We start from the raw sequence: 13,653 nt of genomic DNA on the forward strand, positions 1-13,653 counted from the left end.
GGGACCACCCATGCCCACCGCTCCCCGCCGCGCCCACCGCCGCGACACCCCGCCTCCCCGGACCGGGGGCAGCGAGACCGAGGTCCTGCGCGGCTTCCTCGACTACCTGCGGATCGCGATGGCCGCGAAGGTCGACGGCGCCCCCGAACCACAGGTCCGAACAGCCGGAGTGCCCTCGGGGACGAACCTGCTCGGCCTGCTCAATCACCTCACCTTCGTCGAGCGCGCGACGTTCCTCGGGGATCAAGTCAGCGACTGGCAGGCGACGTTCCGGGCCGCACCGGCGGACGGCGTGGCCGATGTCGTCGCCCGGTACCGGGAGGCGGTCGAGCGCGCGAACGACGTTCTCGACGGGTGCGCCGATCTCGGCGCACCGGTTCCCCGGCCCCGACCGGGAAGCCCCGCTCCCAGCGTCCGCTGGGCACTCACCCATCTGATCGAGGAGACCGGCCGTCATGCCGGCCACGCGGACATCCTCCGCGAACTGATCGACGGCGCGACCGGGCGCTGACTCCACCACCCGCTCCAGGACCGCGCCGTGGCATCCCCGCACCACGGCCGTCATCGCGGCGTCCCTGGATCAGTCGAGATCCCGGGCCCGGAGGAAGCGGTCGCGGCCCTCCGCGAGATCCACGATCGGGTCCGGATAGTCGAGCCGGGCCCGCTCCCGGCCGTCCAGCAGCCACGGCTGATGGACCGCGGCCCCCGCCACCTGCGCCAGCTCCGGCACCCAGCGCCGTACGTAGTCGCCGCGCGGATCGAACCGTTTGGCCTGGGTGAGCGGATTGAGGACCCGGTTGGGCCGGGTGTCCGTGCCGGTGCCCGCCGTCCACTGCCAGTTGAGCTGGTTGTTGGCGAGATCGCCGTCCACCAGCAGATCCAGGAAGTGCCGCGCGCCGACGCGCCAGTCCGCGTACAGCGTCTTGGTCAGGAAGCTCGCCACCAGCAGCCGCCCACGGTTGTGCATCCAGCCCTCGTACGAGAGTTGGCGCATCGCCGCGTCGACCACCGGAAAGCCGGTGCGCCCGTCCCGCCAGGCGCTGATCTCCTTCTCGTCCGTACGCCAACGATCCCCGCGCGAGCGGTAGTCCGACCACGCGGATGCGGGGCGCGCCGCCAGTACCTGGTGGTGGAAGTCCCGCCAGGCCAGCTGCCGTACGAACGCCGCCGCCCCCGCACCGCTCCGGCGCCGTGCCCGGTGCACCACCTCCGCCGGGGAGAGACAGCCGAAATGGAGATACGGCGAGAGCCGGGAGGTCGCGTCGCCGGCCAGGTCGTCGTGGCGGTCCTCGTACGACTCGATCCCGTCGGCCAGCCAGCTCGCCAGCCGCTCGCGCGCCACCTCCTCGCCGCCCTCGGCCAGACCGGGCGAGACCCCCTCGACGGCACCGCGCGCGGGCAGCGGTTCACCGCCGACCCGCGGCACCCGTACGCTCCTGGGCGCGCTTGTCACCGCGCGCGGGCCCCGCTCCTCCCAGCGGCGGAAGTACGGGGTGAAGACCGCGAAATGGTCCTTGCCGGCCGGGGCGATCTGCCCCGGCGGCACCGCCGTGATCACCGCGTCGTGCACGGTCAGGGCGGCTCCGGCCGCCGTCAGCTCCGTACGCAGCCGCTCCTCCCGGCGCGCCGCGTACCGGCTCACCCCGGCCGCCACATGGACCTGCCCGGCGCCGCTCTCGCGTACCACCCGGCAGACCTGCTCGACGAGATCACCCGAACGAATGATCAGTCGGCCACCGCGCTTACGCAGGGCGGTGTCCAGCGAGGTCAGGGAGTCGGCCAGGAAGGCACGGCGGTTGGGGGCGTCGAAGCCCGCCGCCGCGATGCCCGGATCGCGGACGAAGAGCGGAACCACCTCCTCGGCGCCGTCCAGGGCGGCACGCAGTACCGGCTGGTCGTGCACCCGTAGATCGGAGGTGAAGAGCACCACCGCAACGCTCATGTCCCAGTCCCTCGCTGCCGCTGTCCCCATCACTGCCTTCAGCTCTCCTTCTATCTCTCCCCCTCATCTATCTCTCCCTCATCGCTCGTCCCCTCACCGCTCGTCCGAGATTTACGATGTATCGCGATTGACGCCCGCGGTGATGTCGCGATATGTTCGCAGCCGAGTATTTGGGGTCGAGTAATGGAAGGGCGGGGTGGTCGCCATGGGGGCGAAGCGACGCAAGCTGAGCAATCCGCTGGCGCTCGCGGTGATGGCGCTGCTCTCCGAGCGGCCGATGCACCCGTACCAGATCGCGCAGACGCTGCGGCAGCGCGGCAAGGAGAACAGCGTCAAGATCAACTTCGGCTCGCTCTACACCGTCGTCCAGAACCTGGAGAAGCACGGCTTCGTCGAGGTGGCCGAGGTGCAGCGGCAGGGCAACAGGCCCGAGCGGACGCTGTACGGCCTCACCTCCGCCGGCCATGAGGAGATGCTGGAGTGGATGGCGGATCTACTGGCCGTCCCCGCCCGTGAGTTCCCGCTGTTCGAGTCCGGCCTCTCACTGATGGGTGTCCTGCCGCCGGACGAGGTGATCTCGCTGCTGGAGGAGCGGATGTCGGCGCTGCGCGTCCAGGCCGCAGGCATGCGGGGTGTGTTGGAGCAGCTCTACGGGACGCTGCCGCGGCTCTTCGTCATAGAGACCGAGTTCCGGCTGCACATGATCGAGGCCGAGGAGGCCTGGATCCAGGGGTTCGTCAAGGAGATCGGTGAGGGATCGCTCTCCGGTCTCGACGGCTGGCGGACCCTGCACGAGACCGGACGGCCGCCGCCGGAGTGGCAGGAGCTGGAGCATGAGCGGCCCTGGGACACCGCGGGGGAGTCGGACTCCGCGGGGAAGTCGGACTCCGCGGAGGAGTCGGACTCCGCGGGGGAGGGGGACCGTTCCCGAAAACCCTGACCCGGCCGACTCGGCCCTCCACCGGAACAACCCCGGCGGTCGCTGTTGCAGCAGCTCCCGCCGGGGTCTCTCACCCCGGACCGGGCCACCGTGAGGCCGCCCGGGCGATCGAGGCGCGGCACGCCCAAGGATAGCCCGGCGCTCTTCACGTGGACCGGCTCGGCCGGCCCCGAGCAACCCGCTCCTCAGTACAGGAGAGCTCAGCCATGAGTACCGGAACCATGAGAACCCGATCCACGAGTACCGGAACGCCCGTCGTACAGGCGGACGATCTGGTCAAGACCTATCCCGGCGGAGTCACCGCCCTGAACGGCCTGGGCCTCACCGTCGAGGCAGGCACCGTCCTCGGACTGCTCGGCCCCAACGGCGCCGGCAAGTCCACCACCGTCAAGATCCTCACCACCCTCGCCCGCCCCGACAGCGGTACGGCCACGGTCGCCGGCCACGACGTGCTGCGCCATCCCGGCCGGGTACGCCGCGTGATCGGCGTCGTCGCCCAGAAGTCCGGCGCCGATCCCGCCGCCACCGGCCGGGAGAACCTGGTCCTCCAGGGCAGGCTGTACGGCCTGAGGGGCGCGGAACTGAACCGGCGCGTCGATGAACTGCTGGAGCGGTTTGCCCTCACCGACGCCGCACGGCGGCTGGTCAAGGGGTACTCCGGCGGTATGCGGCGCAGGCTCGATGTGGCGCTCGGACTGGTCCACCGGCCCGAAGTGCTCTTCCTGGACGAGCCGACGACCGGGCTCGACCCCGAGGCACGTACCGCCATGTGGGACGAGATCACCCGGCTCGCCGGTGACGAGGGGCTGACGATCCTGCTCACCACGCACTATCTGGAGGAGGCCGACCGGCTCGCCGAGCGCATCGCGATCGTCGACCGCGGCCGGATCGTGGTCGAGGGCACCCCCGACGCGCTCAAGGGTGAACTGCGCGGCGACGCCGTCCATCTGGAGCTGCGCGCCGACGGTGACCGGGCGGCCCTCACCGACGTACTCACCGGTCTTGACGGTCTGCACGACCTGGCGGTCGACGGCCGCCGGGTCAGCGTACGAGCCGACGACGGCGCCGCCGCCGTGCCCGTCCTGCTCGCCGCGCTGGAGCGCGCCGGAGCGGCCGTGGCCGCCGCCACCGTGGCCCGCCCGTCCCTGGACGATGTCTATCTGCGGTACGCGGGGCGCCGGTTCTCCGAGGCCGAGGCACAGGCGGACACCGCGGGAGCCGGCGCTCACGGCACCCTCGGTACTCCCAGCAGCCCCAGCACGCCCAGCAGCCCCAGCGCTCCCGACGCTCACGACACTTCCGTTCAGGCCACCACCGGAGGCGCCCGATGAGTACCGAGACTCTCGCCCACACCTGGTATATGACGCAGCGTCAGCTGATGGCGATCGTGCGCCAGCCCGTCTTTCTGCTGATCTCGCTGATTCAGCCGGTGATCTGGCTGTTCCTCTTCGGCAATCTCTTCAAGAGAGTGGTCGAACTGGGCGGCTTCGGCACCACGACCTATCTGGACTATCTGGTCCCGGGGATCGTGGTGATGAGCGCGCTCGGCTCCAGCATGTGGGCCGGGATGGGAACGCTGGAGGAGATCGAACGCGGCACGCTCAACCGCTTCCTGACCACCCCGGTCAGCCGCAGCGCCCTCATGAACGCCAATGTCGTGCAGAACGGCATCAGCACGGCCTGCCAGTCCGTGATCATCGTGCTGCTCGGGCTGCTCGGCGGGGCCCGCTACCCGGGCGGGGTGGGCGGGCTGATCGTACTGGTCGCCGCCTCGATCCTGCTCGGTACGGTCTTCGGGGCGCTCTCGAACGCACTGGGCATGCTGGTGCGCGAGCGAGAGTCGATCATCGGCATCAATACGTTTCTGCTGCTGCCGCTGACGTTTCTCTCCTCCGCCTTCATGGCGCCCGCCCAGATGCCGTCCTGGATGGCCACGATCGCGGACTTCAACCCGGTCAACTGGGCGATGGTCGCGGGGCGTTCGGCGCTGGCGGCCGAGCCCGACTGGGGTGATGTCCTCACCAGGGGCGGCGCGCTGCTGGCCCTGGCGGTGGCGGCGGTCTGGCTGTCGACCCGTACGTTCCGCGCGTACCAGAAGTCCGTCTAGAGCATCGCTTCCCAAGACGGGCCCCGAGCCCCTCGGCGCCCAGCCCCCGGCCCTCGGTCCCTGCTCGCGAGCGCGGCACGGGCCGAGGGCGAGGGTGCGTGCTCAGGAGGCGACCGGGGTCTCCTGCTCGCGCTCCACCTGCTCGTTCCACTCCCGCTTGACGGTCCGCCAGGCCTCGTCGGTCTGGCCGAGCCGCCAGTACCCCGAGACCGACATCCGCTCGCGCGGGACATTCCGCTCCAGCCGCAGATGGCGGCGCAGCTCCTTCACGAAACCCGCCTCGCCGTGCACAAAGGCGTGCACGTCCCCGGCGGGGAAATCGAGACCGCGGACGGCGTCGATCAGGGCTTCGCCCACCGGACGCTCGCCGCGGTGCAGCCAGGTGATCCCGGTCCCGTCGGGTGTCGTGATCTTCTGCTCCTCCTCGGCGCCCGAGATCTCGACGAAGGCATGCACGGGAGCGCCGGCCGGTACCCGCTCCAGCGACGCGGCGATCGCGGGCAGGGCGCTCTCGTCGCCCACCAGCAGATGCCAGTCCGCCGCCGGGTCCGGTACATAGAGACCGCCCGGGCCGAGGAACCGTACCGTCTCGCCCGGCCGCACACGCGCGGCCCATGGCCCCGCCAGCCCCTCGTCGCCGTGCACGACGAAGTCGATGGCCATCTCCCGCGCCGTCGGGTCCCAACTGCGCACCGTATACGTGCGGTTGGTGGGCCACTGGTCGCGCGGGAACTCCGCGCGGACGCGCTCCATGTCGAACGGCTCGGGGTAGCTGACCCCTTCGGGGGCGAACAGCACCTTGACGTAGTGATCGCTGAACTCGCCGCACTCCACCGCGGCCAGCCCTTCACCGCCCAGGACCACACGCACCATGTGCGGGGTGACCCACTCGGTGCGTACGACCTGCCCCTCGTGGGCCTTCGGTGACGTGCGGGCCGGCTTCTCTGCCACGGCGGTCTCCCTGACGATTGCGCTGCTTAGGTTTACCTAAGCTAACACTCACGGCTGGAGGGTGGCGAGCAGTCGACGCAGCGCGCCACCCAGCCCCCACCGGGTGGCGAGCGCGTCGACCATGGCCGGATCGCGCGGCCCGGCGGGCAGCGTCGGGTCGAAGTCCGGCAGCGGGACGTCCCCCGCCACCCTCACCACCGTGGGCGCGACCGCCACATACTCCCGGGCCTCGTCCAGCCGCTTGCGCTGGGACGGCGTGAGCTTCGAGCGAGGGTCGTCGACCGCCGCCATGATCCCGGCCAGATCGCCGAAGGCGTCGAGCAGCTTGGCCGCGGTCTTCTCGCCGATCCCCGGCACCCCGGGCAGCCCGTCGCTCGGGTCCCCGCGCAGCAGCGCCAGATCGACATAGCCGGGGCCGTCCACGCCGTACTTCTCGCGCAGCGCCGCCTCGTCGGTGAGATGCAGCGACCCCACCCCCTTGAGGGGGTAGAGCACCCGCACACCACGCTTGTCGTCGATCAGCTGATAGAGATCGCGGTCGCCGGTGACGATGTCCACCGGGCCCGTCGCCCGGCCTGCGAGCGTGCCGATCACATCGTCCGCCTCGTATCCCGCGACGCCGACCCTGGCGATGCCCAGTGCGTCGAGCACCGCCTCGATGATCGGGACCTGTGGCGCCAGCGTGTCCGGGGTGTCCTCCTCGTCGGGCCCTTCCTCATGGGGGCGCGCCACGCGGTGGGCCTTGTAGGTGGGGATCAGCTCCACCCGCCACGCGGGCCGCCAGTCGGCGTCCATACAGGCCACCAACTCGTCCGGGCGGTGGTCCTGGACCAGGCGGCCGATGAAGTCCAGCAGCCCGCGCACCGCGTTGACCGGGGTGCCGTCGGGGGCCCGTACGGAGTCGGGGACCCCGAAGTAGGCCCGGTAGTAGAGAGAGGCGGTGTCGAGGAGCATCAGGCGTCGCGTCACACCCCGATGATGCCCCAGCCCACTGACAACGCTCGCGTACCGCACCCCGGCGGACCCTCACAGGGGCCGAGCGGCACATGGTGACCGACGGTGATCGGGCGGTCCCGGAAAGGCCCTTTCACGCCGAAGTGTTCCCTCAGGAGAGTGACCTGGGACACCTTTCTGTTTGGTCCGTGTAAGCGCGGGCAGGCGCGCGACTGGAGCGAACCAGGTCGCGATCTCACACACCGCGTCCGGTACGCGGACAGAATCCGCCCGCTCCACGGCCCGCCCGCGGGGGTGACGGGCCGTTTTCCGTTCAACGCGTGAGGTGTATGTGTCCAGGCTGCAAGCCGAACACCTGTACAAGGTATTCGGCAGACGACCAGACGAAGCCGTGACGAAGCTTGAGAACGGTACGGACCGTGATGAGCTGCGCTCCGACGGTACGACCGCAGCGGTGATCGACGCCTCGTTCTCGGTCGAGCCCGGCCAGATATTCGTCGTGATGGGTCTGTCGGGCTCCGGCAAGTCCACGTTGCTGCGCATGCTCAACGGGCTGCTGGAACCCACCTCGGGACGGGTGCTCTTCGACGGCCAGGACCTGACCGCCCTGAGCCCGCAGGAGCTGCGCCACGTCCGCTCCACCAAGATCAGTATGGTCTTCCAGCACTTCGCGCTCTTCCCGCACCGCAGCGTTCTGGAGAACGCCGGGTACGGGCTCGAAGTGCAGGGCGTGCCCCGGGCCGAGCGCGCGAAGCGCGCGGCCGAGGCGCTGGAACTCACCGGCCTGGGCGGCTGGGAGGCGTCCTGGCCCGATGAGCTCTCCGGCGGTATGCAGCAGCGCGTGGGCCTTGCCCGCGCACTGGCCACCGACGCCGATCTGCTGCTGATGGACGAGTCCTTCAGCGCGCTCGACCCGCTGATCCGGCGCGATATGCAGGATCAGCTGCTCCAGCTCCAGAAGCGGCTCAAGAAGACCATCGTCTTCATCACCCATGACCTCAACGAGGCCATGCGCCTCGGTGACCGGATCGCGGTCATGCGCGACGGGGAGATCGTCCAGCTCGGCAGCGCCGAGGACATCCTCGTCACCCCGGCCAACGACTATGTCGCCTCCTTCACCCAGGACGTCGACCGCTCCCGGGTGCTCACCGCGGGCGCCATCATGGCCGATCCGGAGACCGCCTTCGGCACCGTCACGGACAGTGGCAAGGAGCTGCGCGACGCGCGGGACGTCCTCGCCGCCGCGCCCGCCACCGTCACCGAGTCCACCCCGATCATCGACCTGTTCACGCCGTGCTCGACCAGCGGGGTCGCCGTCGCCGTCGTCGACGACGCGGGCGCCCTCATCGGGGTCGTACCGCGCGCGCGGCTGCTCGCCGTCCTCGGCGAGCCGATGACGCCCACCGTGCCCGTCGGCGCGCCCGCCGGGATCACGGCCCAGAAGGCCAACACCGACAAGGCGGTGGCCAGTGCCTAGGCTCCCTCTCGGAGACTGGGTCGATAGCACGGTCGACTTTCTCCAGAACCATCTCTCCTGGCTGTTCGACGCGATCGGTTCGGTCGTCTCGGGCATGTACGACGGCATCAACGCGGTGCTCTCCGCCCCAGAGCCGCTGCTCCTCGCGGGCATCCTGGCCATGTTCGCCTGGTGGCTGCGCAGCCTGGTCGCGGGTGTTCTCACCTTCGCCGGCTTCGCGCTGATCGACTCCATCGAGCTGTGGGACGAGTCGATGGAGACTCTCTCGCTGGTGCTCGTGGCGACCATCGTGGTGCTGGTCATCTCGATACCGCTGGGCATCTGGGCCGCGCGCTCCAAGACGGTCAGCTCCATGGTCCGGCCGGTGCTCGACCTGATGCAGACCATGCCCGCCATGGTCTATCTGATCCCGGGCGTCGTCTTCTTCGGGATCGGCGTGGTGCCCGGCATCATCGCCACGATCATCTTCGCCCTGCCGCCCGGCGTCCGGATGACCGAGCTGGGTATCCGGCAGGTCGACGGGGAACTGGTCGAGGCCGCTGAGGCGTTCGGCACCAGTCCCCGTAACACCCTGCTGCGGGTCCAGCTGCCACTGGCCCTCCAGACGATCATGGCGGGTATCAACCAGGTCATCATGCTGGGCCTGTCCATGGTGGTCATCGCGGGCATGGTCGGTGGCGGTGGCCTCGGCGGCGCCGTCTACCGCGCCCTCGGCAACATCGACATCGGGCTCGGCTTCGAGGCGGGTCTCTCCGTCGTCATCCTGGCCGTGTACCTGGACCGGATCACCGGCTCGCTCTCCCTCCAGGTCTCCCCGGTCGGCCGTCGCGTGCTGGCCAAGGCGAAGGAACTGACCGGCGGATCGAAGATCTGGAACCACCGCCCCCAGCCCGTCGTCGCGATCGCCGGTGTGGTCGTCCTCGCGCTCGTCGCGGGCGGCATCGGCATGTTCGGAGGCTCCTCGTCCGGCAACACCACCGCCGACGCCAAGAACGTCGGCCAGGGCAAGAAGATCAGCATGGGGTACATCCCCTGGGACGAGGGCATCGCCTCCACCTTCCTCTGGAAGGAGCTGCTTGAGCAGCGCGGCTACGAGGTCGACGCCCGGCAGTACGAGGCCGGCTCGCTCTACACCGGCCAGGCGGCAGGCCAGATCGATATCCAGACCGACTCCTGGCTGCCGGTCACCCACGCCACCTACTGGGCCAAGTACAAGGACAAGCTGGAGGACATGGGGGCCTGGTACGACAAGACGTCCCTGGAGATCTCCGTGCCCTCGTACGTCAAGGGCATCAACTCCCTGGCCGACCTCAAGGGCAAGTCCTCCACCTTCAAGGGCCGAATCGTCGGCATCGAGCCCAGCGCGGGCGAGATGGGCCTGCTCAAGGACAAGGTGCTCAAGGCGTACGGCCTCGACACCGAGTACCAGCTCATCGACGGCTCCACGTCCGGCATGCTGGCCGAGCTGAAGCGGGCGTACGCCAAGAAGGAGCCGATCGCGGTCGTGCTCTGGTCCCCGCACTGGGCGTACAACGACTACGACCTGACCAAGCTGGCGGACCCGAAGAAGGCCTTCGGCGCGGAGAGCGACGGCGTCCACACCCTGGCCCGCAAGGGCTTCTCGGACGACAACCCGCGGGTGGCCACGTGGCTCAAGGACTTCTCGATGAGCGAGAAGCAGCTCACCAGCCTTGAGGCCAAGATCCAGGTGACCGGCAAGGGCAAGGAGCAGGAGGCCGTCCGCGCCTGGCTCAAGGAGAACCCGGGCGTCGCCGACAAGTGGACCCCGGTCGCCCAGGCCGGGAAGGCGGTCGAGGCCGCGAACGGCAAGGACGAACGCGACCGGCCGTTGCAGGTCGCGTGGTTCCCCTGGGAGGAGGACATCGCCGCCACGTATCTGTGGAAGGCGGTCCTGGAGGAGCGCGGGTACACGATGAACCTCAAGCAGTTCGAGGTCGGTCCGATGTACGCCGCGATGGCCCGTGGCCAGATCGATGTCCAGTTCGACGGCTGGCTGCCCAATACGCAGAAGAGGTACTGGGACAAGTACCACGAGAGTCTGCACAACCTCGGGTCCTGGTACGGCCCGACCTCGCTGGAGATCGCCGTCCCCTCGTATGTCAAGGGCGTCGATTCCCTGGCCGACCTCAAGGGCCGCGAGGACGAGTTCAAGGGCCGTATCGTCGGGATCGAGGCCGGTACGGAGACGATGAACATCCTCAAGGACAAGGTCCTGCCGGAGTACGGGCTCGACAAGTCCTACCAGGTCGTCGACAGCTCCACGCCCAGCATGCTGGCCGAGCTGAAGCGGGCGTACGCGAAGAAGGAGCCCGTCGCGGTCATGCTCTGGACCCCGCACTGGGCCTACAACGAGTACGAACTGACCAAGCTGAAGGACCCGAAGAAGGCCTTCGGCGAGGGCGACCAGCTCACCACCGTCACCAATAAGGACTTCCCCGCGAACTACCCGCAGCTGACCAAGTGGTTCAAGGACTTCAAGCTGACCGAGCAGCAGCTCGCCGGCCTGGAGAACGAGATCCAGAAGCGCGGTACGGGACACGAGGAAGAGGCCGTCAAGGCCTGGATGGCCGATAATCCGGGCATCGCGGACACCATGGCCCCGGTGTAGCGGGGCGTCGCCGGGCAGGCGGAGGGGTGGGCATCGCCGGTGCGAGGACCACCCCTCCCGCATTCCGGTTCGGCCCGCTCGCGCGCATCATTGTTCCAGGGGGCCACACGTCCCTTTTCGCTCGTGTGTGCGCACGGACGGCGGATTCGCCGGGTCGGGCACCGGGTGAGGCAGGACAGCTCTTGTCCGGGCGTCAACTCTGAGAGGATGACGATCCGGGCGGGAGGGAGCCAGTCATGGACGACAAGGAAGCGCTCAGGGTGGGCGCGGCCGTCCGCAGGAGGCGCAGGTCCCTGGGCCTGACGCTGGCGGCGGTCGCGGGCCGTAGCGGACTGTCCGTGCCGTTCCTCAGCCAGATCGAGAACGAGCGCGCCAGGCCGAGCACCCGCTCATTGGAGCGAGTGGCGGACGCCCTGGAGACGACCCCCGCCCAGCTGCACGCCGCCGCCGACTCGGCCCGTACCGTCGATGTCGTACGAGCCGCCCCCGGGCCCGGAGTCCGCCGCGTGGTGCGCGGCGGTCACCAGCTCAACGCCAAGGAATTCACCGGTGAGCAGGACACCGGCAGGGAGTACCAGCACCGCAACGACGAGGTGATGTACATCGCCGACGGCGCCGCGGAGGTCGAGGCCGAGGGCCGGGCCTACCGGCTGGAGCGCGGTGACACGCTGTATCTCTCCGGTGGCGTACGGCACCGCTGGCGCGCCACCGAGCCCGGCACCCGCATCCTCGTCGTGGCCGTCGCCGAGAACATCGACGCGACCATCGACCCACCGCGCTGAGGGCGCGCCCCATGCCCGGTGCGTCCACGCGAGGGCCGCGCGTCGTCTCACTCGTCCCCTCGCTCACCGAAGCGATCGCCGTCAGCGCGCCCGGTCTGCTGGTGGGGGCCACCGACTGGTGCGTCCGTCCGGCCGGTCTCGATGTCGTACGCGTCGGCGGTACGAAGAACCCCGATGTGCCTGCGATCGTCGCGCTCCGGCCCGATCTGGTCGTCGCCAACGAGGAGGAGAACCGCGCCCCCGACCTCGCCGCGCTGCGGAACGCCGGGCTCGATGTACTGGTCACCGAGGTCAGAACCCTGGACCAGGCCCTCACCGAGCTGGAACGGGTGCTCGTGACGGGGTGCGGAGTACGGGCGCCGAGCTGGCTGGCCGATGCCCGGGCCGCCTGGGAAGCGCCCCCACCCTCGTCGTACGGGCCACGCGGGGCCGTCGTACCGATCTGGCGCCGACCCTGGATGGTCCTCGGACGCGACACCTTCGCCGGGGATCTGCTGGCCCGGCTGGGCGTGGTCAATCTGTACGCGAACCACCCCGAGCGCTATCCGCGCGTCCCGCTCGACGAGCTGCGGGCCGCCGGAGCCGATCTGGTCGTGCTGCCCGACGAGCCCTACCGCTTCACCGCGACCGACGGGCCCGAATCCTTCCCCGGTCTGCCCGCCGCACTCGTCGACGGGCGCTTCCTCACCTGGTACGGGCCGTCGCTGGCAGGGGCACCGGCGGCGCTGCGGGCAGCGCTCCGCTGAACACCCGGCGCAGCGTGCACCACCCGGCCGCCGACCAGGCCGCCACCAGCAGCGCGAACAGCCCCACCGCCAGCCACTCCAGGGCCACCAGACCCGTGTGCCGGCCCAGCCCCGCCGCGCCCGTCACACAGGTACCGAGCGGGAAGGTGAAGGCCCACCACGTCATCGTGAACCGCATCCCGCGCCGTACGGCCCGTACCACCAGCGCCGCCGACAGCGCCAGCCACAGCAGGGCGAACCCCATCACCGGTACGCCGTAGACCACGGCGAAGGCGCCCAGCGCGCCCGCGTACGGAGCGCCGATCGCCCCGGGCGCCACATCGGCCAGCTGGTTGACCGCGGTGGTCGACTGCCCCAGCGGGCCGAGCACCAGAAAGAGCAGCGGGGTCAGCGCGAGCGGGAGCGGACCGTGCGCCACCAGCCGGCTGAAGACCAGCGGCAGCATCATCAGCGTGGCGAGCAGGCTCACCCCGAACAGGGCGTAGCAGCCGAGCAGCAGCGCCTCGCGCCCCTGGCCCGCCGCCAGATGCGGCACCAGCAGCGGGCCGACCGCCGCCGAGACCATGGGGGATACCACCGGGAGCAGCCAGACGGGCGACGCGTCAGCGGGCTCGACGCGATGGCGTACGACCATCAGATACGGGATCGCCACGGCGACGACGAGACCGAGCAGTGTCCCCGCGCCGAACAGCACCGCGTCCACGGCGAGCGCCGCCCGCTCGCCCAGTACATCCCGTCCCACCAGCAGCGTGGCTCCGCCGACGGCCAGCAGCGCCATGGCCGCGCAGCCGTAGAACGGCGCCACGGCCGGATCGAGCAGATCGGCGTGCGCCCGGTCGCGGTGGTACAGCCAGTGTCCGGCGCGGGCGGCCAGGACGACGACGAGCAGCACCGCCGACAGCGCCCACACCACGACACAGGCGGGCCGCAGCCCCGGCAGGTCAAGCGGCAGCCCGGCACCCGCGCTCGCCACGATCGCCGTGCCCATCACCGTCGCGTACCAATTCGGCCCGAGATACCGGAGCGCCGGCAGCCGTACCCGCGCGATGGAGCGCGAGGCGGGGGCGGTGGTGTGCGCGAAGGTGGTCATGGCTTCCACCCTCGCGCGCGCACCCGGGCCCCACC

Annotated in this window: 12 protein-coding genes; 8 read left to right on the forward strand and 4 right to left on the reverse strand. The window is 70.2% G+C overall.

The genetic code is table 11. The features are described from left to right. Positions 1–10 precede the first annotated feature (10 nt). Positions 11–511 (forward strand): DinB family protein, encoded by a 501-nt coding sequence (locus tag AB0M67_RS10745; RefSeq protein WP_365744758.1) that lies wholly within the window; start codon positions 11–13, stop codon positions 509–511. Positions 512–580: 69 nt separating this feature from the next. Here the strand turns inward: AB0M67_RS10745 and AB0M67_RS10750 are convergent, their stop codons facing one another. Beyond that, positions 581–1,942: a deoxyribodipyrimidine photo-lyase gene (locus AB0M67_RS10750; protein WP_365744760.1), complete on the reverse strand. Its 1,362-nt coding sequence runs from the start codon at positions 1,940–1,942 to the stop codon at positions 581–583. A 205-nt stretch (positions 1,943–2,147) separates the two neighbouring features. On the opposite strand from AB0M67_RS10750, the gene AB0M67_RS10755 reads away from it, so the two are divergent. The 3 genes from AB0M67_RS10755 to AB0M67_RS10765 all read left to right on the forward strand — a co-directional run bounded on the left by AB0M67_RS10755 (position 2,148) and on the right by AB0M67_RS10765 (position 4,989). Beyond that, positions 2,148–2,882, forward strand: coding sequence for a PadR family transcriptional regulator (locus tag AB0M67_RS10755; protein ID WP_365744762.1), 735 nt, complete (start codon positions 2,148–2,150; stop codon positions 2,880–2,882). A 221-nt stretch (positions 2,883–3,103) separates the two neighbouring features. Next, entirely contained in the window at positions 3,104–4,213 is a 1,110-nt protein-coding gene (locus tag AB0M67_RS10760) for an ATP-binding cassette domain-containing protein (protein ID WP_365744764.1), read from the forward strand. Beyond that, complete coding sequence (locus tag AB0M67_RS10765; protein ID WP_365744766.1) at positions 4,210–4,989, forward strand: ABC transporter permease; 780 nt, start codon at positions 4,210–4,212, stop codon at positions 4,987–4,989. Before AB0M67_RS10760 ends, AB0M67_RS10765 begins: the two co-directional genes overlap by 4 nt. A 102-nt stretch (positions 4,990–5,091) precedes the next feature. Here AB0M67_RS10765 and AB0M67_RS10770 read toward each other — a convergent pair whose 3' ends face one another. Together AB0M67_RS10770 and AB0M67_RS10775 are read right to left on the reverse strand one after the other, a co-directional pair. Then, positions 5,092–5,940 carry a siderophore-interacting protein gene (locus AB0M67_RS10770; protein ID WP_365744768.1) on the reverse strand — a complete coding sequence of 283 codons (849 nt, stop codon included), beginning with the start codon at positions 5,938–5,940 and terminating at the stop codon, positions 5,092–5,094. A gap of 48 nt (positions 5,941–5,988) precedes the next feature. Beyond that, the gene (locus AB0M67_RS10775; protein WP_365745163.1) at positions 5,989–6,894 is read right to left on the reverse strand and encodes a 5'-3' exonuclease; all 906 of its coding nucleotides are present in this window, start codon (positions 6,892–6,894) and stop codon (positions 5,989–5,991) included. Positions 6,895–7,285: 391 nt separating this feature from the next. Here AB0M67_RS10775 and AB0M67_RS10780 point away from each other — a divergent pair, with 391 nt between their 5' ends. The 4 genes from AB0M67_RS10780 (at position 7,286) to AB0M67_RS10795 (ending at position 12,528) form a co-directional block, all read left to right on the forward strand. Then, positions 7,286–8,371, forward strand: a complete 1,086-nt coding sequence (locus tag AB0M67_RS10780) for a betaine/proline/choline family ABC transporter ATP-binding protein (protein ID WP_365744770.1) — start codon at positions 7,286–7,288, stop codon at positions 8,369–8,371. After that, positions 8,364–11,000 carry an ABC transporter permease/substrate binding protein gene (locus AB0M67_RS10785; RefSeq protein ID WP_365744771.1) on the forward strand — a complete coding sequence of 879 codons (2,637 nt, stop codon included), beginning with the start codon at positions 8,364–8,366 and terminating at the stop codon, positions 10,998–11,000. The genes AB0M67_RS10780 and AB0M67_RS10785 overlap by 8 nt, the downstream gene beginning before the upstream one ends. Positions 11,001–11,236: 236 nt before the next feature. Beyond that, entirely contained in the window at positions 11,237–11,782 is a 546-nt protein-coding gene (locus AB0M67_RS10790) for a helix-turn-helix domain-containing protein (RefSeq protein ID WP_249951135.1), read from the forward strand. Positions 11,783–11,793: 11 nt separating this feature from the next. Continuing rightward, on the forward strand, positions 11,794–12,528 hold the full coding sequence (locus AB0M67_RS10795; RefSeq protein ID WP_365744773.1) for a helical backbone metal receptor: 735 nt from the start codon (positions 11,794–11,796) through the stop codon (positions 12,526–12,528). Here AB0M67_RS10795 and AB0M67_RS10800 read toward each other — a convergent pair. Continuing rightward, positions 12,467–13,618: a TDT family transporter gene (locus tag AB0M67_RS10800; protein ID WP_365744775.1), complete on the reverse strand. Its 1,152-nt coding sequence runs from the start codon at positions 13,616–13,618 to the stop codon at positions 12,467–12,469. The genes AB0M67_RS10795 and AB0M67_RS10800 overlap by 62 nt on opposite strands. Between the last annotated feature and the right edge of the window lie 35 nt (positions 13,619–13,653).

The organism is Streptomyces sp. NPDC051662, from assembly GCF_040681655.1.
Classification (GTDB): Bacteria; Actinomycetota; Actinomycetes; order Streptomycetales; family Streptomycetaceae; genus Streptomyces.